Origin of the sequence: Pantoea cypripedii (assembly GCF_011395035.1) — a bacterium.
GTDB classification, from domain to species: domain Bacteria; phylum Pseudomonadota; class Gammaproteobacteria; order Enterobacterales; family Enterobacteriaceae; genus Pantoea; species Pantoea cypripedii_A.
The window spans coordinates 3,410,292-3,436,546 of the sequence record NZ_CP024768.1; the positions used below are offsets into that span (position 1 = coordinate 3,410,292).

A 26,255-nucleotide genomic window follows, 5' to 3' on the forward strand; every position below is an offset into this window, starting at 1 on the left:
AGATAATGCAGGCTGTTAGCGTAGGTTGCATCAGGAAAATCGTAAAGTAACGTCAGGTCCGACGCTTGCATTACGGCGCGATAAAGCATAAAAATACAAAAATTTCGAATAATCATTCACAGAGGGTTTGCCGTGAAGGAACGTAGTACCGAACTGGTTCAGGGTTTTCGCCACACCGTTCCCTATATAAATGCCCATCGTGGCAAGACCTTTGTCATCATGTTAGGTGGCGAGGCCATCGAACATGAAAACTTCTCCAGCATCGTTAACGATATCGGCCTGCTGCATAGCCTTGGCATTCGTCTGGTGGTGGTGTACGGCGCCCGTCCGCAGATTGACGCCAGCATGGCGCAGCAGCAGCTGGAACCGATTTATCATAAATACACGCGTGTGACCGATGCTCAATCGCTGGAGCTGGTGAAGCAGGCGGCGGGCCGTCTGCAACTGGATATCACCGCACGGCTGTCGATGAGCCTTAACAACACGCCGTTGCAGGGCGCGCATATTAATGTGGTCAGCGGCAACTTCATCATTGCCCAGCCGCTCGGCGTGGATGACGGTGTGGATTACTGCCACAGCGGGCGTATTCGTCGTATCGATGAAGAAGCCATTCATCGCCAGCTGGATAATGGGGCCATTGTGTTGCTCGGTCCGGTTGCCGTTTCTGTAACGGGTGAGAGCTTTAACCTGACCTCGGAAGAGGTCGCCACGCAACTGGCGATCAAACTCAAAGCGGAAAAAATGATCGGTTTCTGTGCCGAACAAGGCGTGACCAACCGCGATGGCGATATTATTTCTGAGCTGTTCCCTAATGATGCCCAGGCGCGTATCGATGAAATGGAAAGCGACGGCGATTTCCTCTCCGCGGCGGTGCGTTTCCTGCGTGGTGCGGTGAAAGCCTGCCGGAGCGGCGTACGTCGCAGCCATTTGATCAGCTACCAGGAAGACGGTGCGCTGTTGCAGGAGTTGTTCTCGCGCGACGGTATCGGTACGCAGATCGTGATGGAATCCGCCGAACAGATTCGTCGTGCCACCATCAATGATATTGGTGGCATTCTTGAACTGATTCGCCCGCTGGAGCAACAGGGAATTCTGGTACGCCGTTCACGCGAACAGCTGGAGATGGAGATCGACAAATTCACCATCATCGAACGCGACAACCTGACGATTGCCTGTGCGGCGCTATATCCTTTCCCGGACGAGCAGATTGGGGAGATGGCCTGCGTGGCGGTGCACCCGGATTATCGCAGTTCCTCACGCGGTGAAGCGCTGTTGCAACGTGTGGCTTTACAGGCCCGTCAGATGGGCCTGAAAAAGCTGTTCGTACTCACCACACGCAGTATTCACTGGTTCCAGGAACGCGGCTTTACACCGGTGGATATCGAGTCGCTGCCGGAAAGTAAGAAGAAGATGTACAACTATCAGCGTCGTTCTAAGGTGCTGATGGCGGATTTGCGCTAAGCGGACTCATCACTGCGCTGACTCGTAGCGGCGCGATTTATCGCGCAGTGTTCAGCGGTATCCAGGTCAAAAGACGCGCAATAAATTGCGCCGCTACGACCAGGTGCGTGACTGGGCGTAACGGCGTGATTTCTCACCCGTTACGCCTCCACCAACCTTTCCAGCAAGCCACTCCGGCGCTGGGTACGTAGCTGCACCGCGCGCCGAAACACACCGTCATCGCTGTACAACGTCAGTTGCTGGCGGGCGCGGGTGATGGCGGTATAAATCAACTCGCGCGTCAGCACCGGCAAAAATTGCGCCGGCATCACCAGCGCGGTGTGATCAAATTCCGAACCCTGTGATTTATGCACCGTCATCGCCCAGGCAGTATCGTGTGCCGGTAAGCGGCTGGGCTGCACCGCTTTGATGGTGCCATCCGGCAGCGGGAAAAACACCTTCAGCACCCCTTCCTCATCGGGTAACGTGATACCGATGTCGCCATTAAACAAACCCAGCGCGCTGTCGTTGCGCGTCACCATCACCGGTCGGCCCTGATACCAACGGCTTCCGCCCGTCGGGCGACGGATCAACTGCAACTGAATCAGTTTTTGCTCAATGCGCTGGTTAAGTCCCTGCACGCCAAACGGCCCTTCACGTAATGCACAGAGCAGCTGATAACGGCCAAAAGCATGGATTATATCGGCGGGATCAGCCCGCCCGGTAACCAGATGCAGGTAAGGCCGGTAGCCCTCGGCTACCTGAGCCAGCATGGCCTGATATGCCTGTGCATCGCTCAACGGCTGACGGGTAATATCGCTAAAGCCTGCGCCAAACACGTGCCCGACTTCCGCCACATCGCCCTGATTCACCGCTGCCGCCAGTTTGCCAATGCCTGACTGGGCGTCAAAGCGATAGCTTTTGCGCAGCAGACAGATGGCGTCCCGCACCAGCGGCGCTTCCGCATCTTCCCTGCCCGGTACTTCGCAGCCCGTGAGCTGGCTGAGATGGGTTGCCCGCTCCAGGCTGTAACCGGCTTCGCCACAGCGACAGATATCCCCCAGCACCGCTCCCGCTTCGACTGATGCCAGTTGATCGCGATCACCGAGAAAGATCACCCGCGCCTGTGGCGGCAATGCAGCGATCAGATTAGCCATCATGCCGAGATCGACCATCGAGGCTTCATCCACCACCAGCACATCCAGATGCAGAGGATTTCCCGCGTGATAGCGCAGACGCTGCGTCTCCGGTTGAGCACCCAGCAGACGATGCAGGGTGGTCGCCTCTGCCGGAAAAGCCAGCCGCTCTGCGTCACTGACTGGCAATTGCCGCAATGCTTTACCCAGCGATTCCGTCAGGCGGGCTGCCGCTTTTCCGGTTGGCGCGGCCAGCTGAATACGCAGCGTACCGGCGCTCAGGCGTATCAGCGCCGCCAGTAGTTTCGCCACCGTGGTCGTCTTACCCGTACCAGGGCCGCCGGAAATCACGGCGGTTTTTTGTGTCAGTGCCACCGCAGCGGCAATCTTTTGCCAGTCTTCCGGTTGTGCACCAAACAGCTGGTCCAGCACCTGACGTATCGCCTCGGGCGCGAATTGCTGCGGTGCGGCATCCGCACGGAAAAAGCGCGCGACCTGGCCTTCGTTCTGCCACAACCGATGCAGATAAAGCCGCTGCTGCGCCAGGACGATGGGAGTGGCTTGCGCGCTATCGCTTAGCGCGGACCAGCCCTGAAATACCGTCAGCCAGTCCTGCGGTTCACCGGCAGCCTGCCAGATGGCCTGCGCCAGTTCAGGATGGCGACCATTGAACAATCCATCACGCGTCAGCTGCGTCAGCGGCAGGCAGACATGCCCTTCTCCCGCTTCGGCACTGAGGCACGCCGCAGCCAGCAGACGCGCAGGCTGGCTGTCATCGGCCACCAGACAAGCAAACTGGATATCAAGCGGACGCAGTAAACGCAGTTCCATTGCCTGGGCCAGCAATGTCGTCATGTTACTCATGATGTCACTCCCTGCCCATGAAACAGGTTATCCAGCCCGGCGATAAACGCGTGGGATGGTCGGGTGTGAAAGACGCCATTGTCAGGCGAGCTGCCATCCATACCCCGTAAAAACAGGTAGAATACGCCACCAAAATGTTGTTCATAATCGTAATCAGCCAGGCGATGGCGCAGATAACGATGCAACGCCAGGCTATACAGCTGGTACTGCAAATCGTAGCGGTGGTCGATCATCGCCTGAGCCATAGCCTGCGGCGTATAAGCGGTATGGCTATCGCCCAGCCAGTTGGACTTGTAGTCCAGCAGATAATATTTACCCTGCCAGCGAAACACCAAATCGATAAAGCCCTTCAGCATGCCCTGCACCTGGCGGAAATCGAGGGCGGGGGCAGCTTGTGATAACCCATCATGGCTGCGCACCAGCGCATCCATTTCTTCGGCCCGCAGCAGACCATCAATCGGCAGATAAAACGCCATTTCCACCAGCCGGTTTTGCGGCTGAATGCCCGCCAGCTTAATCCCCTCAGCATTGAGCGGCGTACTCACCACGCGGTCAATCCAGTCACTGAGCATCGGCTGCCAGTGTGGCGGATAACCATTCTGTTGCAGATGCTGCAACAGCAGCTCTTCGCTGGGTGGCTGGGTGAAGTCCAGCGACTCAAACAGTTCATGCAGGAAAGTACCGGGTGCGGCACCGCGCGGGAAATGGTGTGGCGTCAGCGCGGAAGGCTGTGGCTCACCGGGTTCGTCTGCCGCCGCGTCCACATCAAACCCTGGCATCACCTCCAGCAAGCGACTGCTGCCGTGCTGTTGTAAACCGGAGTAGCTGGTAACGCGCCAGGGATCGGCCAGTGTACGTGTCACTGCGCGTGCATCTAACGCCACTTCACTGGTGTCCAGGGACTGCCAGCGTATGGCATCAACTTCCCCGGCAGGCACCACTTCAGTGGCTACATCATTCATTTCTGCCAGCAGCGCCGCCAGTTGCTCCGCCGTCGCGGCCTCGCCGCGTTGCAACAGAAAACCGAGCGCGCTTTTATGCAGATCGCTTGCGCCTTCTTTCTTGCGCGTGCCGCGAAACAACGGTGCCACGCCAACGCTACAGTGATAAACCGAACGCGTCAGCGCCACATACAGCAGCCGCAAATCTTCCGCCAGACGCTCCTGCTCGGCCAGCGCCAGACTGGCCTCATCGTTTTGTAAATCCAGCACTGCACCAAAGTTTTCCCGGTCGTGATACAACGCGGTATCGGCCTCACGGAAACCGGCAGCAAAGGGCAGCCATACCAGCGGGTACTGCAGACCTTTCGATTTATGGATAGTCACGATCTGTACCAGATGACGATCGCTCTCCAGACGCAGCTGCTGGCTGGCCGCCTGGCTATCAGGTCGGGCAATCTGCTGCGCCAGATGTCGTACCAATGCATGCGGGCTGTCGAGCTGGGACGCAGCCTCCTGCAACAACTCGCCCAGGTGCAACAGATCGGTAAGACGGCGCTCACCGTTTTCCGAAGCCAGCAGATTCTCTGCCAGCTGACGCTCCTGCATCATCTCGCGTAGCATCGGCAGCACACCACGCTGCTGCCACACCAGCTGCCAGCGGGCAAAGGTATCAACCAACTGATCCCAGCCGCGCGCATCCTGATCGAGCGCATCCAGTTGCGCCGCATCAAAAGCAAACAACGACGTTGCCAGCGCAGTACGCAACATCCGTTCCTGCTCCGGGGCCAGCACCGCCTGCAGCAACCACAATAGCTCGCGCGCCTCCGGGGTGGTGTAGACACTGTCGCGATTCGACAGGTATACCGATGGAATCGCCAGCTGATTCAGTGCCTCACGAATCAGGTTCGCCTCGTTGCGGCTGCGCACCAGCACGGTGATGTCCGACGCCTGTACCGGACGTAATGCCGGTGCTTTCCCCAGCATCGCCCGCTGTTCCTGACCTGCCTGCAACCAGCGGCTGATATCCACCGCGCACTGCTGCGCCATCAGTTGCTGATAATCACCCACGCTGCATCCCTCACCGGGTTGCAGCCAGAAGCGTAACGCGGCCTGGGGTTGTTGATCGAGATTCAGCGTCAGCGCCTGATTTGGCGCAGCAAAATGAACCGGCAAAAACGGAATATCGGCAAATAAAAAGGGCGCATCAAGGCGACTGAAAAGCCGATTTACGCTTTCTACCATTGGCGGCGATGAGCGCCAGTTAGTGTCGAGGGTATAGTGGGCACTCACATCATTTCGGGCGCGAATATAGGTAAAAATATCCGCTCCACGAAACGCGTAAATCGCCTGTTTGGGATCGCCGATCAGCAACAACGCATGCTCTGGCTGGTTAACGTAGAGCGTGCTGAAAATACGATATTGCAGTGGGTCGGTGTCCTGAAACTCATCAATCAGCGCTACCGGAAAGCGCTGGCGTATCGCCTGCGCCAGCTGCGGCCCACCAGGCTGTTGCAGGGCTTCATCCAGACGGCTCAGCAGGTCATCAAACCCGAGCAGCGCGTGCAACCGTTTTTCTTTCCATACCGCGCTGCGTACCTCAGTCAGCGCCCTGGCGATCACCAGATCGCGCAAAGAAATCGGCTGCGCCAGAAACTGGTCAATCGCGACAAATAACGCATGCTGGGGAACTTCACCTTTTTTGGTCTTCTCAATCAATATCTGCTGACCAAAACGCGCCAGTTCCGCTGGCACCTGATAATCATGGGTTGCACTTTGCGCCCACAGCGACACTTTGTTGACCCAAAGCGGCAGGTTTTTGCTGCTGTAGCTGCGCTTATCGACACCGGAGTCGCTAATCAGGTTAACGACGTCTTCACCCACTGCTGCCCAGCGTGCTTTGATGTCAGCAATACGTGCCAGGTTTTGCGCATGGCGAGCCGCCAGCGTTTCGTCAGCTGCCGGGGGAGACTGCAAGCTGGGGGTCTCCCCTTGTAGCCAGGGACGTAAGGTTGCCAGCAGTTGCTCCGGGCCGCTCCATTCCGCCACGATGGCACGCGCCACATCCAGCGTCAGCGGATAGCAGTGGCGTCGCCAGAAATCCGCCGTTGCCTGTTTCAGCAACAACTGTTCATCCTCGATCAGCTGCTGTTCAAACAACATGCCGGATTCGAACGCATTAAGATTGAGCATGCGCTGGCAAAAGCCGTGAATGGTGAAAATCGCCGCCTCGTCCATTTGCCGCTCAGCCGCCAGCAGCAGGGATGCCGCCTCCGCCGGTTGTGGCATTTCCTGTAGCAATTGCGCCAGCATCGCGTTGTTGCTGTGCCCGCGAATGCAGGCCAGCCGCAGCTCGTGGATATTCGCCCGGATACGTCCACGCAATTCAGCGGTAGCCGCTTCAGTAAAGGTCACCACCAGAATCTCTTCAACCGAGAGCGGACGGGTATAAGCCCGCTCGCCCCCCAACCCCAGCAGCAAGCGCAGATAGAGCAGGCCGATGGTAAAGGTTTTTCCGGTCCCGGCTGAGGCTTCAATCAGCCGCTCGCCACGCAACGGCAGCGTGAGCGGATTGAGCGATTCAGGCAGCAAACTCATTTATCGTCACTCTTCACCGGCAGCGACTGCTGCAGCTGCGAAACTTCCTGCCAGGTGGTCCAGCCAGGCAACTGCGCATAATCGTCTTTCACCGTGCCATCATGACTGCCGCCAATCTGCGAAACCATTGCCATGCCCTGCTGTGCCAGCACCGCCTGATGGAAGAAATCGGCCAGGCCGGCAGGGGTCAGCTGTTTGATCTGTGCAATCACGTTTTCACGGGTATCAAAGGCAAAATTCTGGCGATTGAAATCACGGTTGAAGCGATTAGCTTCTTCATCCAGCGTTTGCGGACGCTGTTGCAGATCGTTAATCATTGCCTGCTGATATTGGGCAAACTCATCCGGCTTCATATCACGCAGACGTTGTTCCGCCTGTGGATAGAACGCCTGGAAGCGCTGCATCAGGTAAGCCGGTTGCTTGCTGTTGCTTTGCAGCAGGAAACCGATACCCCACTGGCGGCCCACCGGCATCTGGAAGGCAAACACCGCGTAACCCAGTTGCTCCACCGTACGCAGCTGGTTATAGAACCACGGCTGTACAATCTGGCTGAGCATGGAGCTGCTCGCCATGCTCTGATATTCGCTATAACCGAGCGGCACATAGAGCGCAGCCAGGGCCGAATCGGTGCTGCTGCCCGCTTTTTGCAGGTTGGCTTTCACCGGCTTATCAATCGCCACATAATTGCTGTGCCAGTATGAATGGCCGTCACTCTGCAACTGCTGCTTCAGATCTTCGCCCAGCTGTTTGACCCGGTCAGCAGAGAGATTCCCGACCACGATCATTTCTGGTGTGGCATGGTGAATCAGCGCATCACGATAGTCCGTCACCTGCTTCAGGGTGATATCTTTCACCAGCTTACGGCGTTCTTCACGCTGAGTATAAGGGAGCTGCGACAGCATCTGCATCGGCTGAATAGCCAGCTCAAACGCTTTGCCTTTATCCGCCGATTCAAGCTGATCGAGATACCAGGATTTCGCCTGTTCCAGTTGCTGCTGGGTTGGCGTGAAGGTGGCATAACCTTCCACCAGTTTTTTCAGCAGTTCCGGCAGGCGCTGTGTGAAACCGCTGGCGTTAAATTCCAGGCCATCATTTTCACCGGTAGAGAAGCTGATCCCCCCGACTGACGCCTGTGAGTTCAGCTGATCCAGCGCCAGGCTGGAGAGATAATCATTCAGGCCAAATAACACCTGATGCTGTGCATCACTGATCGCCGCTTTATTACGCAGCGCCAGGGTAATCGCGGCTTTCGGTTCGCTGGCGTAGTACTGACTTGGCATCCAGAAGATACGCATGCTGTCGCCAGTCGTCAGAGCAACAGGATGGGTGTAGGTTTTGCCATCCGACGGCATGATGGAGAAATCCGACGGGATATAGGGGTTCAGGGTCGGCAATGACAGCTGAATAGCGCTGGCACGCTGCTGCCAGTCACTGAACTGTGCCTCGCTGATTTTATCGACCTGATAAGGCGCATTAACAAAGTAGGCTTCCTTGTTGTGCGGCTCCTGCGGGCTGATATACCAGATACGCGCATTTTGCGGCGTCATCTCCGCCAGGCGCGCCTTAATGGCCGCGGGATCATAGTCATCGGCCAGATAAGGGGCATCCAGCGCATGGTCAATTGGCACACGCAACATGGTATCGACCAGCCATTCGATGTAATCCATATCTCGGGTGATGGAGGGATAACGGAAATCCAGCGCCAGCACATGGGAGACTTCATCGAAATAGTCTTTATCGATGCCTTTGGTACGCAGCATATCGAGATAGCTGAATATTGCTGCAACCACCTCATCACGCTGTGCCAGACCTTTGTCGGTCAGCGAGACGGTAATGGCAAACACGCCGCTGGTGCGCTCGGTCATCGGGTCGGCACCGGCATTGACACCATCCGCCAGCCCCTGCCGTTGCAGCCAGTCATTCAGGGTATTTTTGCTGCGATTGCCCAGCACATAGCTGATCAACGTGTCGGTTTTACTGCGGAAGCGGTCGCTGTTGTTAGCAATACGGAATTCGACTTTCAGCTGCTTACGCGGCTGGGCGGGCACGTAATGAATGATGATGCCTTTTTGCGCATCGGTAACCACTGGCACGCTGATATCAGGCACGCTGGCCTGGTGATTTGCCACGCGACCGAAGGTTTTCGCGGCAATATCTGCCATCTCCGGCAGCGGTTTGTTGCTGTAAATCACTGCTTTCATCAGGTTAGCCGAGTAGTGGCTATGGTAGAAATCAAGCAACGCCTGATGCAGCTGGCTGCCAGGTTTGTCCTTCAGCGTATCAAGATTGCCGCCGGAAAAACGCGCACCGGGGTGCTCTGGGTTCAGGGTTTCTGCTCCCACCTGAGCCATACGCAGACCATCGCGCGAGCGCGCCATAGTCAGCTCGGCGTTCACCGCGTGGCGCTCACGATCGGCATTGACCGGATCAAGTAACGGCTCAGCAATGGCATCCGCCAGACGATCCACCGCCGGTTGCAACGCATCATTCTCCACTTCGAGATAGAACGCCGTGCGATAGGACGCGGTACTGGCGTTATGGCTACCACCATGTTTTTTCAGGAATTCTGCGAGGTTATCCGGCTGGGGATAGAGCTTCGACCCCATCAGCACCATGTGTTCGAGATAGTGCGCCAGACCCAGTTGCTGATTAGGATCGTCCAGTGATCCAATCGGCAATGTCAGTGCTGCCAGTGACTTAGGAGCGGCGGGATCGGAGACCAGCAGAACGGTCATGCCGTTTGTCAGCGTTATCGCCTGATAGGCGCGTGGATCGTGATCGCTTTTACGAATGGTTTCATTGACTGGCTGCCAGCCGCGCTGCTCATCAGCCACGGCAGACAAAGCCGTGACGCTCAGCAGCAGCGCCGCTATCCAGCGTGCGTAAATCCGCATTTAAACCCCTTACGTTACCCTTTACCGCTGGCTGTGCACCCGGCGGCCAAAAAAATGACTTTTTATTATGGTGAGGACGACATCCTGTAACATCGTCACCCAATTGCTATTCATCATCGTGATGCGCGAGACGCACCGGCAAATACCAGCGCCGGGCAGCATCAGTGATTGCCTGAAGTGCCGTGTCATCAAGCACACGACTCAGGCGCTGCAGGTAAGGATCACTGCCCTCACCTTCCAGCTGAAAACCACCCTGCCAGGCCTGTATTAACCGGCTGCGTGCTTTTTTCTGCGTGGCCTCGTCATCGAATAACTGACGGGTTTTCGCGTCAAAACTCGCTTCCAGCCAGGCTCCACCGGATTTGTTCAGCAGCATGAGTGGCTGTGACAATCCGGCCTGATACCCGGCCATATACTCCTGCAACAGGCTGAGCGCCTGTTCACTGCCAATTGCGCTAAAACGCCAGCGACTTTGTTTACGACCATACATGCGGCTTTCGCCGCTGCCGCCCAGGGCGCAATACACCAGATGCTCCAGCCACAGCAGTAAGCCATCATTCATATTGAGCACGCCGGGACGCCAGCGCAGCAGGCCATCAGCTTGCACCTGAGTTAGCCAGCCGGTCAACTGCACATCGCCCAGGGGGAGATCCACTTCCCAGCTTTCCGCTGCCTGGCGCTGTCCACTGACTTCAGCAGCCACTTCCTGCATCTCTTCGGTCTGGCTTTGCCAGAAAAGTTCCCCAAATGCGCCATAAGGGAGGTTTCCTGCTGCGCGATGGCGGGCGTAAAGCTGCGTCGGATCCTCACCTGCCACCAGGGTATTCAGCAACTGCGCGTTGATTTGATAGCGTTCAAGGCTGTCGGGAGAGAAAGGTTCACTGTCCGGCAACTCACTCTCTTCCATCCAGAACGCGACGCCCAGTCGCTGTTGAAACCAGGCACGGACCGGATGACGCCAGAAACGCAGCAGTTGTTCCAGCGACACCGTGGTCAACGGCATCGCGGCCAATGGCTGGACGAAGTCCGGTTGTGCCTCACCCCGCCCGGCAGCGGCAGGCAACCATTCGGCAGCAAAACTTTGCCCATAGCTGCCCGGCTGGAAATTTTCTGCGGCAAACGGCATACGGCTATGCAGCGTTTGTAAATGTTCGCGTACCCGCTGCTCGCTGATATCCGGTTCAGCTTCTTCATCTCCGGGCAAACAGAAACTCTGACCAAGATAATCCACCAGCTCCGTGACCAGCACCGACGGATAGCGCTCGGTATTATCCTGAATGGCACGTCCGATATAGCTGATATACAGCTGCTCCTGGGCGGAAATCAGCGCTTCGAGGAACAGATAACGGTCATCGTCACGTCGGCTACGATCGCCTTTACGCATTTGCTGCTGCATCAGGTCAAAGCCTAATGGTGCCAACGTGCGCGGATATACACCGTCGTTCATTCCCAGCAGGCATACCACTTTGAAAGGTATCGAGCGCATCGGCATCAGCGTACAGAAATTCACCGGGCCAGCAAGGAAACGCTGGCTGATACGTTGCTGATCGAGACGTGAACGCAGCTCATCGCGCAGCAGTGTGACCGGTATCGGTTGTGCATAAGCCGCCTGCATACCTTGCTCAATAATCTGCTTCCACTGGTTTTCCACCAGCATCAAAGCCGCTTCGCTTTCGCTATCACCGCTAAAGAAGCTATCTATCAATTCGCGGCACAATGGCAGCCAGTCATTGAGGGGACGTTCCTGCGCCAGTCGTGTGCGCCAGGCCTCCAGCTTTGACAGTAACTCCGCCAGATGGCCCGCCAGTTCCGCAATCAACCCGGTGGATTCGTCGTAAGGCAGAATGCCCTGCCAGTCGCCGTTCTGGCTTTCCAGCGCGTAACCCAGCAACATGCGTTGCAAACCAAAACGCCAGGTATGCTGGCCGGTGACCGGCAGCGCCAGCGCCTCGACGCTGGCATCATCCAGCCCCCAGCGAATCCCCGACTCCATCACCCAGCGACGCAGCAGGCGTAAGCCGCTTTCATCCACCGAGAAACGCTGTGCCAGCGCCGGGACTTCCAGCAACGCCAGCACCTCTTCCGAAGCAAAACGGCTTTCCGGTAACGACAGCAAGCTCAACAACGCCAGAATGGCCGGATGTGCCTGGCTGGCCCTGCGGTCAGAGATGGCAAATGGCAGATAGCGGGATGAGGGGGCGCTGGCGAAAGCAGCCTGAATAAAGGGCGCGTAACTGTCGATATCCGCCACCATCACGATGATATCGCGCGGTTTCAGCTGCGGATCGGCCTCCATCAGGGCTAACAAATGATCCTGCAAAACCTCCACTTCACGCTGGGCGCTGTGGCAAACCTGAATCGTCAGAGAACGATCCTGTGGATCGAGCGGGCGCTTGCTCTGGCTGCCCGCTAGCTCTCCGGCACTCACACCAATTACCGCATTATCTTCCAGGTTGAGTAAATCAGCCTGCAACGCATGCAGCAGATTGTCGGGAGGGATATCGACAAAGGCATCGATATCGTTGGCGGCAGATTCCATCTGGCTGAGCAGAAACAGGTTATCGCGCCCCAGTTTGCCCCACGAAGCCAGCAGCGGATTGGTTAACTGTTGTTCACCTGATTCATTAAATAGCGCGGGGGCTGCCGCAGGATCACGAAACAGGGGTTGCTGTTCATCGGAATGAATGCGGCGACGCTTGCGGCTCTGGAGTTTAGCCAGAAACGCATAATCCTGAATGTCTCCCCAATAATCACGGCAGGGATTGGTGAACAGCAGATGAATATCGATATGGCGACCCAGCGCTTCCAGGGCCTGCAAATAAACTGGCGGGAGCGCTGAGATCCCGCAGATAAACACACGCTGCGGCAACCCTGGCGGTGGGCTGCTGGCCTGTTCCAGCGTCTGAATAAAGCGGGCATATAAATTGGCACGATGCCACAACGGCTGACCAAGGCTTGCGGTAAAACTGACCAGATCGCGCCATAACGCCGCCTGCCACTGCTGCGACTCCCCCAGGCCCTCAATCAATTCACCGCACTCCCAGCTGTTAAGCCAGTCAGCGCGATACACCAGATACTGGTCAAATAAGTCTGCGACACGGGCACTGAGCTGATACAGCTTGCGCTTATCCGCATCGTCATGCAGGTAGTGGCGCAGCGACGCAAAGGCGTCCTGCTCCAGCAACGCGGGCAGACGATGCATGAGTTTCCAGCTCATGCTGGCTTTGGTAAAGGCGCTTTCCTCGGGAATATCCGGCAGCACCTGCACAAACATGTTCCAGATAAAGGAGGCAGGCAGCGGGAAATCAATGTTCGCCGCTATGCCAAAACTGCGCGCCAGTTCCATCTGTAGCCATTGCGCCATACCGGGGCTTTGTACCAACACTTGCTCAGCAGCAAATGGATCGGTAAGCGGTTGGTTTTCAATCAGAATTCCGGCCAGATTTTTAAGCAGGTCAAGCTGATTGGAGTGGTAAACCCGGAACATGAAGTCTCCCGTATAAAAGTAAAACTGCGCAGCCTGGTCACTCTACCCTGTATCGCCTGGGATGCCTACCGTGAGGAGATCATCAGGGGGAAGGACAATCCAGCCGTGCCAGTGACGCCTCGCGCTGTTGCGGGTTACTCACGGTTACCCGCTCCAGTATGCAGCTGCCTGGCTGAGACTGCTGCTGACGCTGAACTCGCCAGCCTGCCACATCGCGCCCGAGCAGGGCCTGGCCTGCAACCAGCCATGCCTGACGCTGCTGCCACTGCTGGCTAAAGCCCAGCGCCAGCGCCCGATGGTAGTGCAGCAACGCGCTAATACTCATCGCCAGCAGCAGCATCGCTACCAGGGTTTCCGCCAGGCTGAATCCTTGCTGCTGCCTGGCACAACGCGGCGTCCGCCAGCGGGCAGTAATCAATCCAGCCATGCGCCCGGAATCTGATTTGATTTCCCTGTAACGAGACCCAATGCCAGAGCGCCAGCTCGCGCCCGGTACCACTTCCCTGTAATAACCCACGGTCGTCCTCCATGCGTAGCAGACAGCTGCGCCATTGTTCCGTCACCCACCACTGGCATTGCCAGCCCGGCGTCTGCGGCCAATGCTGTACTTTGCCCCATTGCAATGCGCCTGCGGCCAGCCAGAAATCCTGATGATGCTGCTGTTCATCAGCCACCAGAACCATGCCCTGCGCCAGACGGGTACGGGTGGCATGTAAGGTTAGGCCGCCCATCAATAGCACCAGCAGCACCATACCCAGGGTGCTGTTACCCGCCTGCTTCACAGATTCTCTCCTCTGACCCAGCTCTCCAGCGCCACCCATTGCTCACCAGCTTTGCCCGTCAGTTGTACGCTCAAATGTTCTGCCTGGCGTTCGACTCTGAAGTGCGTAATCGTCAAAAATTCAGGATCTGTTAAGCGTTCCCAGCCAGCGCTGTTGCATTCATCGACACCACGCTGCATCTCGACCTGTCCGCCGCGTAAGCGATAGCCATAAAAATCGCTATCGCTATGGCCGACACCTTCCCAGCGGCCATTGCTGTTTTCATCCCAGCGCAGCAGGATGCAGCTGCCATTCTCACTCAGCGTCAGCGCCGGACCGCTGCACTCGCCATTGCAGTATCCCGCGCGACGCAGCGCCTTTTGCAGTGTTTGCGAGATTTGCTGTAATTCCTGCTGCAACTGGACCCGCTGTTGTAAAGCCAGGTTTTCCACCAGCAGCAACGGCAAAAACCGCCCCACGCTGAGCATCAGCACGGCCCCAATCGCCATCGCGATCAGCATTTCCAGCAGGCTGAACCCCGCCTGGCTTATTCGCATCCCTTCTCTCCCGCCGGGCAGGCACGAATTCGCGCACGGGCTGAGATAATCACCCGCCAGCGCCCGGCGCTGCTTTCAATATCAATGCTGCCTGCCCTTGCAACATCGCGGCGGCCATAAAACCCCGGTTCGCCGGTGATACTGACGAGGCGCACACCCACATGAGGCGGTTTGAAGATCCAGCGTGATGCTGACAGGCATCCGTCAACCGGACGCGTTCCGCTGCCGACACAGCCAGAATCGCCGGACAGCAACCACAGGCTGGCATCCGTGTTATGCCAGCTGGCATAGGCGCGCAATCGCAGTAAAAAGCCCTGGAGTTGCAGTACGCTTTCCCGTAGCTGCTGGTGCTGTTGCCAGCGCTGCCAGCCTTGTAACGTACCGAGGCTGAGCACACCCGCAATCACCATCACCAGCAATAACTCCGGCAGGGTAAAGCCGTTTTCATCGTTTCTGTTCATGACCGTTAAACTGTGCCAATAACGGCACGGGTTCAAGACAGCAAAATGCATGCTGGAAAAGGTTGCGCAGAGAATCAGGCAGGACAGGCAGGTGGGTACATTTTTTTGCGAGTTGTCCCCAAAAAATGCCCATATCAGAGAATCTCTGCAGGTGTGCACGTCTCTCAGCAAAAGATGCCCTATCAGATAGCTGGCAGGGCATCTTTTTACTGATACTGCATTTTATAAAGATCAAATATTTCGAAAATTATCCTGACTATTCCGGAATATTCACAATTTGGCATTCATAGCTATATCCTTGCGGCATTTCTTAGTTAGGCCTGCCAAATCGTAAAAATGAAGCTGCGTTTCTCGAATCTGTTTGGTTATTTTGCTCCGTGGTCTGGTCTGGGAGCGTCCGTATTTTAAGTTGCGTCCCGGCGGGGATAAGATGTAACTTTCGCTGACCCGCTGGAAGTTTACCCTTATTATCTTCATAAATTATTGCAGCAGCATCAGATCCGTTTGGATATCTCGACTGAAACTTTCTACCCAGCCTGCTCAGATTGTCACCCGGGAGGGATGAATAGTTTTCTGTAGTCGACGCATTATTAGCCCCTTCAGGCTCTGCTACAGAAACCGTGTTAATTTGTTGTGCTGCTTCCTGTTCCGCCCGAAGTGCCGCTGGCGTTTTTTCAACCTTAAGAGAGGTCACTGGAACTTTACGACCCAGCAGTTTTTCAGTAATAACTGACACCTCCTGAATTTTATTTTCTTCAGTAATAATTCCAACAATAGCTTCATTAGGGATTTCACTTGGCATTTTGTTGCCTGGTTGCAGATTGGGAATCTTGCTTTTGTCAATAACAATGATTATCGGTGCATTCAGCTTTGAAATATCAGTATTGGTCCCTAAGCTAGTTTTTATTCGATTCTCATGATTCACTAAATCCTGATCATTGACTCTTGCAACTTTCCCTTTGATCCGAACTTTACTGTATTCATAATCTAACCCTGAGCTTCTGCCAGCATCACCAACAGAGAGGTTAATCTGTGAATTTGAGTTGTAGGCTATATTCGTTGTGACTGCCTTACCACCAGAGTAATTATAAATTGTGACGTTATTGGTGTTACCACTTGCTGCAGGGCCAAGCAAATGTAACGATGTTCCTACCGTGATGGTTCCTCCCAGCGTATTCGTAAAGCGTAAGGTTGCATCAGGTTTATAAACTTCGGTTCTTAAATCGCTAAATGAATAGGGTTTGCCACTAACGCCTGATTTAACCTGACTGCCTAAATAGCTGAAGAACTCAATGGTCGCGTGAGAAGTCATGCTGTTGAAACCCGCTTTCACAGAATCATAGCCAGGTTTAGCAGGAACACTGGTCTTACTGGCTAATGAACTTTTTCCTGCAAGACTTTCAATCGCTTTATCTTTAACCCACGCAGGTGAATTTACTATTTCTGTAGTTTTAGTAAGAGAATCCGATCCTGAAAATGAATCCCCCCATTGTACTTTCACAAAATTATCATCTAACCCCATATCCGAAGCGTAGCTTTTAACAAAGTCATTTTGTTTAAATATTTTCGCACCATGACTTTCATTAAATACGTTTCCGGTCGAACCATTACTTCCACTCCTGGCACCATTTTTAAAGTAGATGTAGCCGTCTTCTTTACCTGGTTTAGAAATTTTCAACACCAGATTCTTGCTGGTTGAACCCGTTGACGTTGTCACAGTGACGGTTCCCACTTGTACCTTATAACCGGAATTATTTAATATCCATGCCATGGTGCGATACTTTAGTTCATCAGGAGTGGCCGTATTACCCGGAGTGCCATATAGCTTCTTAAACTGTTCGATATCGTTATCAAAATCACCTGTGATTTTTTTGACATGAGTTTCAGGCAGCTCAAGACCTTCGTCAATAAACTTAAACTCAGCATATTCCGGTCCCGCACCAAAGGATTTACCGCTATCCACTGATAATCTGGAGGATGGTGTTCCCGTGCCCGATGCAAGATTATCGATTGTGAGTTCCCCATCTTTAGAAAATTTTTTAAATTTCTTTGCAATACGGTCAAAAAGCTTTGTTTTTAAATGTGCAGGCACATCTTCTGGTGCACATTTAAGATACTTAGCAAAATTTTTCAGAGCGTTATTCTTTATTGTAGACAGAAGCTCTCCTAATAAGTGCCCAGCTCCTTCAGTAAGCAATGCTATATAGATATCAAATAATGCACTTTGTTCATCTTCAGTTCTGTCCGCTTTTATTCCCTGGTAAACCTTGGGTAAAACACCAGTCCCTATCGTCACCAGCCAGCTAAATGCTGCACTGGAAATAAATGTCGCCAATTTCGCTCCTACACCCATACCTAAACCACCTAACCCACCGGTGACCGGAATCAAAAGCACACTGATAAGTGTTCCCACTTTACCAATGATGTCTATGACCTTATCTCTGTACTGCTCCCCTGATGACTTGATCAGATAATCAACATCTGACTTCAGATTTCCTGATTTAAATTCCAGCAAACGGTCTGAAAATCCACTCGCAGTATTCATCTCTAATATTTCTTCGTGTGCTTCAGTTCGGAATCGATCATCAACGTCTTTTATATTAAGAATCGCACCATCGTCAGCCATTTTGAATGTTGGCACTGACTTTAATTGTTTCAACGGCAACCCTGCTTTCATACGTGCATACCATTCGGTTGCTTGTTCTACGCCATTAAACTCGATGACGTTTTCTTTTTGATGCCAATTAACTTCAAAAACCTTACCATCATAGAGAGAAACAAAAAGATAGCCATTACTGTCATTTCTCTTTATGCATACCATATCAGATATATTCTGACCTCCGATGGATAACGTATAAACCTCACCACGTTCAATTCTTGCCCGAACATCCTCAAGATTATAGCCAGCACTCTTTGCTGAGAAGATAAAATGATCCCTGATAATTGCTTTTAATTTTACTCGATAAAGCACCTCAGCATACTCTTTAACTTCTGGCCTATTATAATATGCATCGATCTCGCCAAGATAATCTTCCTGCAGGTTTGTCTCCTTCAATGCATCCAGCATTTTAGTAAACGTCGGGTCGTTAACTGGAGGCCTTGCCACCAGATCATCAGCCAGTCCCCATCCTTTACGTAAATGCTCACCTACCGCATATTCACGAAACGTGATAGTCCCTTTTTTTTCATCATCATCGTAACGATCTCTGATCGCATCATGAGGAGCCGCTGACTTTGGCGCTGCCGAATAATAAATATCGACTTTCCTCTCCCAGTCAAATTTCCCTGTCTCCGCAGGTGGCTGGAAACCACTTTTTTTCAACCAGTTAGTATTATAATCATCGATCCACGCCTGTGAATCATGAATCAGATTGCCTTTATCATTATCAGGTACAGATTCTATAATTGCGCCATTGACACTCTCATTAATCATCTCATCATGGCTTTTCTGCGGTGTGGTAACCGTGTTTTCTGTGATAGTGTTTTCAACACTCACAGGGATTGCGTTTTCTGCTACCGCTGTCGTATTACGTTTGACGCGCCGCCTAATCATTCCATCTCCTTCTCCATCTAATGAAATGACTTTATTACTATCCGTCACCTGGAGATCATTCACTCCATGAGGATTAACTTCAGTTTGACGACCTTCTATTTTCTTTCCTACTTCCCCCCGCAGATTAGCGTTATTCCGTGCAAACTTAGCTTCAAATTCTTTCCTGGCTTTCTCAGCTTCCGCAACGAGTCCTCTATTATCTTCCCGTACAAACTTCTCTTCTTTCTTGATTTCCTCATTGAGTTCAAAAACCGCACGCTGAAATGTCGGATCCAATTTGTCATATGCTTTGAGTCGTACATCTAATTTTTCTGGATTTTTTCTGCAACGACGCAAATCATCTTTAATATGCTCAACGTTATGATCTTGTTTATCCCTGAGTACATCCTGATGTAACTCGACTGTTTCGCTGTAAGCTTCATATCCCAGCGCAATCGCAAGCGATAAGGGTAATTCTGATACCACCGACTTAATGAACTTTTCCGGACGCGTGGCCATACCGTACAAGGCAAAAGGCAGGGTAAAAGGCACCGTGACGACAGCCGGGACGAAAACAGAGATAATATTTGTGAATGCTTTCACTAACTCACGCTGTTTAAGTTTAGCCATTGCATGAGGCCGATGACGCTGACCTACCTTCTCTACGGCTTTTCTTTTTGAACTTGCCTCAGTCCATTGGTTTAATTGATCGGCTACAGTTTTGTATTTGGTTGGCCACAGTATTCTTATCAACTCAGTGGCACGGGAAGCTGATGCGATAATTTCTGTCAGCGGGTCTAAACTGGTTACGGCGCTCAGCACACCAAATATCGTCCCGGTGACCGCCTTTTGATATAGTTTCTTCCGCACGATATCACTGATTTTAGGTGTTTGCGCCAGCAATTGGTCCAGTGTGGCAGCTTTATCCTGCACGCGGTTCATCATATTGCGCAATTCCTGCTCCAGTGCAGCATTCAGCAGGGCATTCTGAGGGTCCTTCGCTCTGCGCATAATAGTTCGGTCTGGATCCATCAGCTGTGATTGTATTTGCCTTACTATCCTTTGCATTTTGGCCGTCACATCTGATGTTCTGAATCGCTTATCCGGCTCCGCCTCCATCCAGGCTTCAAACTCTTCCCCACACTGCTGCGCGGCAAAACTCATTAAATCCTGTACGATATTTTTATCGTAACTGTTGTAACCAAATTTAATACCCACATCCAATTCACTGATCGACCTGATTTCCCGGGATAAATTTTTCCCTAACGCGGTCATACTGTTTGCTGCGGCAAACAGATCTTTCGCTGCTCTCTCATCACTTTTGCGCTCAGGTCTTGCCGCTTCACTAATCTGCTTTTCCAACTGCGTAAACTTCGCCAGATAGTGATGACGTAGCGACTGGACTTTACTGAGATAATCACCCTTATGTACACCAAACCTTTGGTACATATCAGCGATTCTGTTTTCGAATGCAGCGCCTAGCTGCTCCCGAATATGCGATAACACCTTCTGCAGGCCAGTCAGTTGGGTGGCAACTTTTTCCTCCAGATCATGCTGTTTGGCGACCCGCCGCCTGACTGCTGCTTCATCTGCCAGCGAAACATCAAGCATGGCCTCAAGCATCATGTCGCTGTTTGTCGTCGACTTTACCTCCCTTTTAAGCTGAAGTTCTGTTGTAGCAGACGTATTAACTTTATGTCGTATGCGCTTCAGTGAGGCGGTTGACGCGACAAAAGGTTCGGAAAAAGAAGTCGCGAGATCAGCGACGCTATCCAGCGTCACCATCAACGTACTTAGCTCGGATAATTTATCTTTAGGCAGCTCTTTACCGGGAACGGGGATATGCAGCACCTTATCCAGCTTGACGCCCGCTTTCTTCATGAGCTTACCCGCTGAATGAAAACCAGCAATAAAGCCATCGACTGCCTTGGCAACACCATTTTCAAAATTAGCATCAGCGTACGACTGTCTGATCAAATCTCTGGCGGTTTTCAGATTCTGCTTCCAGTCAGGTTGAGACAACGAAAACGTATCCAGCGCTCGATTGAGGCTGTCTTCGTTGCGCTGCATCGCATCCGTGAGAGCTTTCAGCGGGCTTTTTTTGCCCGCTTCACGCTCAAGGATCACCCTCAGGCGTTTTGACTTCTCAAGGGCGTGTTGCAGGACTTCAGTTGACTTAAGCAGACTTTTTCTGCGGCTTTTCCGGTAAGCATCAACGGCTTTATAGGTTGCGGTGGTGAGCCTTTTTTGCAGGTATTCGTTCTTTTCTGCCCCCTCTCTGAACTGCCTGGCCAGCAGATCGATCATTTTTGCCTGGCGGCTCTCATCGGACGGTTTTTTCTCAAGAAACGCCAGCATCTCCTCGCGCACTTTTCCTTCCAGCAGCATCATGCCGCCATCGCGCTTCGCGATTTCCATCGCATTAGCCGCCATCACCCTCAACACCGCTTCTTCGTGCAAGGTGTACAACTTCCCCGTCGTCTCTTCCGCCGCGAAACTGCACAGGGTAGTCATCGCTTCAGCCAGTGCGGCACCCGAGTGATGAATAACCTCATTCATTCGGTCAGCCAGTCCGTCTGATGCACGGTTCTCCCTTTCAGGAGTCCAGATCTCTTTGATAACTGCCTCAAACGCCTTAATTGACTCCTGCGCTTGTTTCACCTCGCTACGCACCTCGGGTGGTACGCGCAGAACATCCTTTTCCTTCCAGCCGGTAGCCAGAACTTCCTGAGGGGAGACCAGGGTTCTGTTCTTCATTGTCAGCCACGTTTTATTCAGCTGCAGCGTGTCATGATAAGTCGGGTTATGGTGGTTTTTGTCGTACTCCTCCACCACATTCAGTCTTTGCCTGATACTTTCTTCCAGACGGACATCTCCCCGCAGTGCACCGGCGAGTTTGACCGCCCATTTATCATGGTTGATCTTCAGTTCCCCCCGGAGCAGAGTTTTAAACTCATCCAGCTCAAATTTGGTGGGATGCTCGGGCTTCGCCAGCAGAGAACACAGCAAACCTGACATGTCGCTGGCAGAATTGATGCCAATCCCGGCAATGTCCTTCAGACAGTATGCTTCACCGTCCATTGATGCCCGAAACGGCTGGTCCTCTACCATCACCCTGAGCAGGCGACAGATATCGTCATTCTGTACCCACTCATTCCCATGAATGAATTGGTCAACTGTCAGCCTGAAACTGGCCAGTTCGAATGAATTCAAACTTCGCATGTCACCATTCGGTTCAGTATCAACAGGTGTCGAGGGACTACCGGCTTCAGCAAAGTTTAAGGAGTCAGTCAGGTCGGATAACGAAGTGAAACGCACAAGGGATTCATACGAATTCATAAGCTGCACTTTTTAAGTCAATAACGTATTGGTCGTATGATAAAGAGGGGGGTCAGAGGGGACTTTCGAAAAAGGAATAAAGATTATGTTTTTAGCTTGTTTAGCAGAAGATAACTTTGGGTTATTCGTTTCACCGGGAAAGGCTAACGCTTAGCCGGAAACAAAAAAGCCCTGCGCAGGCAGGGCTTTTGGCAACCTTTTTAAGGTTTAAATCGCGACCGGCGCTTTGATGGCTGGATGCGGATCGTAACCTTCAATCTCGAAATCTTCGAACTGATAATCAAAGATCGAGGCTGGCTTACGCTTGATGACCAGCTTCGGCAACGGGCGCGGTTCGCGGGTCAGTTGCAGGCGTGCCTGTTCCAGGTGGTTGCTGTACAGATGGGTATCGCCACCGGTCCAGACAAAATCACCCACCTCAAGGTCACACTGCTGCGCCACCATATGCACCAGCAAGGCGTAGCTGGCGATGTTGAAGGGCAGACCGAGGAAGATGTCGCATGAGCGCTGATACAGCTGGCATGAAAGCTTGCCATTCGCCACGTAGAACTGGAAGAACGCGTGGCACGGTGCCAGTGCCATCTGATCCAGCTCACCCACATTCCACGCCGAAACGATGATGCGGCGCGAATCCGGGTCGCGTTTCAGTTGCTCAATCACGCGGGAAATCTGGTCAATCTCTTCACCGCTGGCGCTGCCCCAGCTGCGCCATTGTTTGCCGTATACCGGGCCAAGATCACCGTTTTCATCCGCCCATTCATCCCAGATGGTGACGTTGTTGTCTTTCAGGTAACCAATATTGGTTTCACCTTTCAGGAACCACAACAATTCATGAATGATGGAGCGCAGGTGGCATTTCTTGGTGGTGACCAGCGGAAAACCGTCCTGCAAATTGAAACGCATCTGGTGGCCAAAAATGGAGAGCGTGCCAGTGCCGGTACGGTCGGCCTTTTCTGCGCCTTCATTCAGCACATGTTGCATCAGATCCAGATACTGTTTCATTTTACCTCTCGTGGTTGTTGCTGTGGGTGACGACGATACGCCCAAATCATCATAATCACGCCAGCCAGAATCATTGGAGTCGAGAGAATCTGCCCCATACTGATACCGCCGTCGAACAGACCCAGCTGCGCGTCCGGCTGACGGAAGAATTCAACAATAATACGGAATGCGCCGTAGCCAATCAGGAACAGTCCCGACACACTGCCCATCGGGCGCGGCTTGCGAATAAACAGGTTGAGGATGATGAACAGCACCACCCCTTCCAGCATCAGTTCATACAGCTGTGACGGATGACGCGGCAGTACGCCGTAGGTATTCAGCAGGGATTGATACTGCGGGTTAGTGGCCGCCAGCGCCACGTCTTCGCTGCGCGAACCCGGGAACAGCATGGCGAATTTAAAATCAGGTGCCACACGGCCCCACAGTTCACCATTGATAAAGTTACCGAGACGGCCAGCACCAAGGCCAAATGGGATCAATGGTGCAATAAAATCAGAGACCTGGAAGAAAGTACGTTTGGTACGACGGGCAAAGATCAGCATAACCACGATCACGCCCATCAGGCCGCCGTGGAACGACATCCCACCATCCCAGACTTTGAACAGATACAGCGGATTCTCAAGGAACAATGGCAGGTTGTAGAACAACACATAGCCGATGCGGCCACCGAGGAATACGCCGAGGAAACCGGCATATAACAGGTTTTCCACTTCCTCTTTTTTCCAGCCGCTGCCCGGCTTATTGGCACGACGCACCGCCAGCCACATAGCGAATATAAAGCCCACCAGATACATCAAACCGTACCAGTGGAGCGAAATCGGCCCGACGGAGAAAATCACCGGGTCAAATTGGGGAAAAGCGATATAGCCGTTAGTCATCTTTCACCATGGAATTTTCTGCCCTGAAAACGGTGTGGCCAGGGGCAATTCAATAAAGGCTGCGCATAATAGCACAGCGGTGTTTTCATAAATGCCGCAGAAATGTAAACCTTAGCGACCACCGCGAATCAATCCACCCAGGCCGCGTCGCTCCATAAAAGCGGAGACCTGATGGCGGACTTCCGAAGCGGTGTGGGCCGCCACGACCTGCTCGCTCAGCTTCTGCGTTTCTTCTTTATCGAGATGACGCAGCAGATACTTCACGCGCGGGATATTTTTACCGTTCATGCTGAGGTGGTGATAACCCAGCCCCACCAGCAGCGCGACACACATTGGATCGCCCGCCATTTCACCACACAGCCCCAGTTCCAGCTTGGCCTTGTGGGCTTCCTGCGCAATGGTTTGCAACGCGCGCAACATCGCCGGATGCAGCGGATCGTAAAGATTCGCCACCCGCGTATTGTTGCGATCCACCGCCAGCAGATACTGGGTCAAATCGTTGGTGCCAACCGAGACAAAATCGACACGATCCGCCAGATGCGGGATCAGAAACAGCATCGACGGGACTTCGATCATCACCCCAATGCGCGGCTTCGGAATGATGTAACCCAGCATTTCTTCCACTTCCCGCCCGGCACGATCAATCAGACGACGCGCGTCCTCGATCTCATCAATATGGCTGATCATCGGCAGCAAAATGCTGAGATTGCCCGAGGCCGCATTGGCGCGCAGCATAGCGCGCACCTGCACCAGAAAGATTTCCGGCTGGTCGAGGGTTAAACGGATACCGCGCCAGCCGAGGCAGGGATTCTCCTCGCTGATTGGCATATACGGCAGTTGCTTATCCGCGCCGACATCCAGGGTACGCAGCGTCACCGGCTTGTTGTGGAACAGTTGCAGCATGCCCTGATACTGCGCCACCTGCTCCTCTTCCGACGGGAAGCCGTTTTGCAACATAAAGGGAATTTCGGTGCGATACAGACCAATGCCATCGACCCAGCTGTCGAGCGCGCGTTCATGCTCCGGGCTGAGACCGGCATTGAGCATCACCTGCACGCGTTCACCGCTTTTCAGTTCACCTGGTTGCTCAACCACATCTTCAGCCATTTTGCTCAGCGCGTTCTCTTCGCTGATCAGCCTCTGATATTCCTGCACCAACACGGGCTCTGGATCGATCAGCAACTCGCCGCGATAACCGTCAACAATCAGCAGGCGTTTGTTGAGCTGGGCGGGCAGGATATCTGCCCCCATCACCGTCGGGATCCCCATGGCACGCGTCAGGATCGCCGCATGCGAGTTCGCCGCGCCATCGCGCACCACCACCCCGGCCAGCCGCTCGTGGGGCAGTTCGGCCAGCGTGGTTGCGGTTAGCTCATCGGCAACCAGCACAAAACGTTCCGGCCAGGCATTGGTGCCCACCAGGGAATCGTCGAGGTGGAACAGCAGACGCTGGCCCAGCACGCGGAGATCCCCGGCCCGCTCGCGCAGATATTGATCCTGCAAGCTGGCAAACTGGGCGGCAAACTTCTCGATCACCGTTTTGACCGCCCATTCCGCGACGGATCCGCGTTCGATCTCGGCAAACAGATCTTTTTTCAGGCGCGCGTCAGTCAGCAGGTGCGAATACAAATCGAAGATCGCCGCGCTCTCTTTCTGCACGCTGGCGGTAAAACGTTTACTGAAGCGGCGGAATTCATTGGCGGCCTCGCTCATGGCGACGGCCAGACGGTCGCGTTCGCGCTGCACATCCAGCGTTGAAGCGGCGGAAACCTGATCAAGCAGCGGCTGGGTCTCATCAACCCAGCCTGGCGCTACCGCGACACCTGGCGAGGCGGCAATGGCTTTTACTCGCGACTGACGGAATTGACCAAAGAGCTGACCCAGCTGCGATTGCGACAGCAGTGCCGCCATCTGGGTGGCCAGCGTAACCAGGAAAGATTCTTCACTTTCGTCGAACTGCCGATGCTCGCGCTGCTGCACCACCAGCACGCCAAGAAGCTGGCGGCGGCTGATAATGGGCACGCCGAGGAAGGAGCGATAGCGCTCCTCTTTCACAGAAGGAATGTATTTGAAGCTGGGGTGGCTCTGCGCATCGGCGAGGTTAATCGGCTCGGCCAGGCGGCCAACCAGACCCACAATACCTTCGTCAAATGCCAGCGTGACCGTGCGGCCACGCGGTTTTTTCAGCCCGCGTGTTGCCATCAGGTAATAGCAGCGACGATCGTGATCGGCGAGGTAGACCGAGCAGACCTCGGTCTCCATCGCAAGGCAAATCTCGTTTACCAGAAGGTCGAGTGCTTCATTCAGACGCGGCGCACTCGCCACTTTTTCTACTATTTCGCGCAACTGAGTGAGCATAAAGGGCGTG

General features: G+C 53.7%; 13 protein-coding genes. 1 reads left to right on the plus strand and 12 read right to left on the minus strand.

Going from position 1 to position 26,255, the window contains the following annotated elements; genetic code table 11:
* Positions 1–132 precede the first annotated feature (132 nt).
* Positions 133–1,461 carry an amino-acid N-acetyltransferase gene (gene argA, locus CUN67_RS15975; protein WP_208716293.1) on the plus strand — a complete coding sequence of 443 codons (1,329 nt, stop codon included), beginning with the start codon at positions 133–135 and terminating at the stop codon, positions 1,459–1,461.
* A 140-nt stretch (positions 1,462–1,601) separates the two neighbouring features.
* Here the strand turns inward: argA and recD are convergent, their stop codons facing one another.
* From recD to ptsP, 12 genes are all read right to left on the minus strand, one after another.
* Positions 1,602–3,440: an exodeoxyribonuclease V subunit alpha gene (gene recD, locus CUN67_RS15980; protein WP_208716294.1), complete on the minus strand. Its 1,839-nt coding sequence runs from the start codon at positions 3,438–3,440 to the stop codon at positions 1,602–1,604.
* Positions 3,437–6,976, minus strand: coding sequence for an exodeoxyribonuclease V subunit beta (recB, locus tag CUN67_RS15985; RefSeq protein WP_208716295.1), 3,540 nt, complete (start codon positions 6,974–6,976; stop codon positions 3,437–3,439). Before recB ends, recD begins: the two co-directional genes overlap by 4 nt.
* The gene (ptrA, locus tag CUN67_RS15990; RefSeq protein WP_208716296.1) at positions 6,973–9,870 is read right to left on the minus strand and encodes a pitrilysin; all 2,898 of its coding nucleotides are present in this window, start codon (positions 9,868–9,870) and stop codon (positions 6,973–6,975) included. Before ptrA ends, recB begins: the two co-directional genes overlap by 4 nt.
* 106 nt (positions 9,871–9,976) lie before the next feature.
* Positions 9,977–13,357: an exodeoxyribonuclease V subunit gamma gene (gene recC / locus CUN67_RS15995; protein WP_208716297.1), complete on the minus strand. Its 3,381-nt coding sequence runs from the start codon at positions 13,355–13,357 to the stop codon at positions 9,977–9,979.
* A gap of 82 nt (positions 13,358–13,439) precedes the next feature.
* The gene (locus CUN67_RS16000; protein WP_368389660.1) at positions 13,440–13,718 is read right to left on the minus strand and encodes a prepilin-type N-terminal cleavage/methylation domain-containing protein; all 279 of its coding nucleotides are present in this window, start codon (positions 13,716–13,718) and stop codon (positions 13,440–13,442) included.
* Positions 13,672–14,139, minus strand: coding sequence for a DUF2509 family protein (locus tag CUN67_RS16005; protein ID WP_208716299.1), 468 nt, complete (start codon positions 14,137–14,139; stop codon positions 13,672–13,674). Before CUN67_RS16005 ends, CUN67_RS16000 begins: the two co-directional genes overlap by 47 nt.
* A complete protein-coding gene (locus CUN67_RS16010) occupies positions 14,136–14,675 on the minus strand; it encodes a prepilin peptidase-dependent protein (protein WP_208716300.1) in 540 nt (179 codons plus the stop codon). The genes CUN67_RS16005 and CUN67_RS16010 overlap by 4 nt, the downstream gene beginning before the upstream one ends.
* Complete coding sequence (locus tag CUN67_RS16015) at positions 14,666–15,136, minus strand: prepilin-type N-terminal cleavage/methylation domain-containing protein (RefSeq protein ID WP_208716301.1); 471 nt, start codon at positions 15,134–15,136, stop codon at positions 14,666–14,668. The genes CUN67_RS16010 and CUN67_RS16015 overlap by 10 nt, the downstream gene beginning before the upstream one ends.
* 310 nt (positions 15,137–15,446) lie before the next feature.
* A complete protein-coding gene (locus CUN67_RS16020; RefSeq protein WP_208716302.1) occupies positions 15,447–22,007 on the minus strand; it encodes a hypothetical protein in 6,561 nt (2,186 codons plus the stop codon).
* A gap of 207 nt (positions 22,008–22,214) precedes the next feature.
* Entirely contained in the window at positions 22,215–23,009 is a 795-nt protein-coding gene (gene thyA / locus CUN67_RS16025; protein WP_084876510.1) for a thymidylate synthase, read from the minus strand.
* The gene (gene lgt / locus CUN67_RS16030) at positions 23,006–23,887 is read right to left on the minus strand and encodes a prolipoprotein diacylglyceryl transferase (RefSeq protein ID WP_084876511.1); all 882 of its coding nucleotides are present in this window, start codon (positions 23,885–23,887) and stop codon (positions 23,006–23,008) included. Before lgt ends, thyA begins: the two co-directional genes overlap by 4 nt.
* 111 nt (positions 23,888–23,998) lie before the next feature.
* The gene (ptsP, locus tag CUN67_RS16035; RefSeq protein ID WP_084876512.1) at positions 23,999–26,245 is read right to left on the minus strand and encodes a phosphoenolpyruvate--protein phosphotransferase; all 2,247 of its coding nucleotides are present in this window, start codon (positions 26,243–26,245) and stop codon (positions 23,999–24,001) included.
* Positions 26,246–26,255 lie beyond the last annotated feature (10 nt).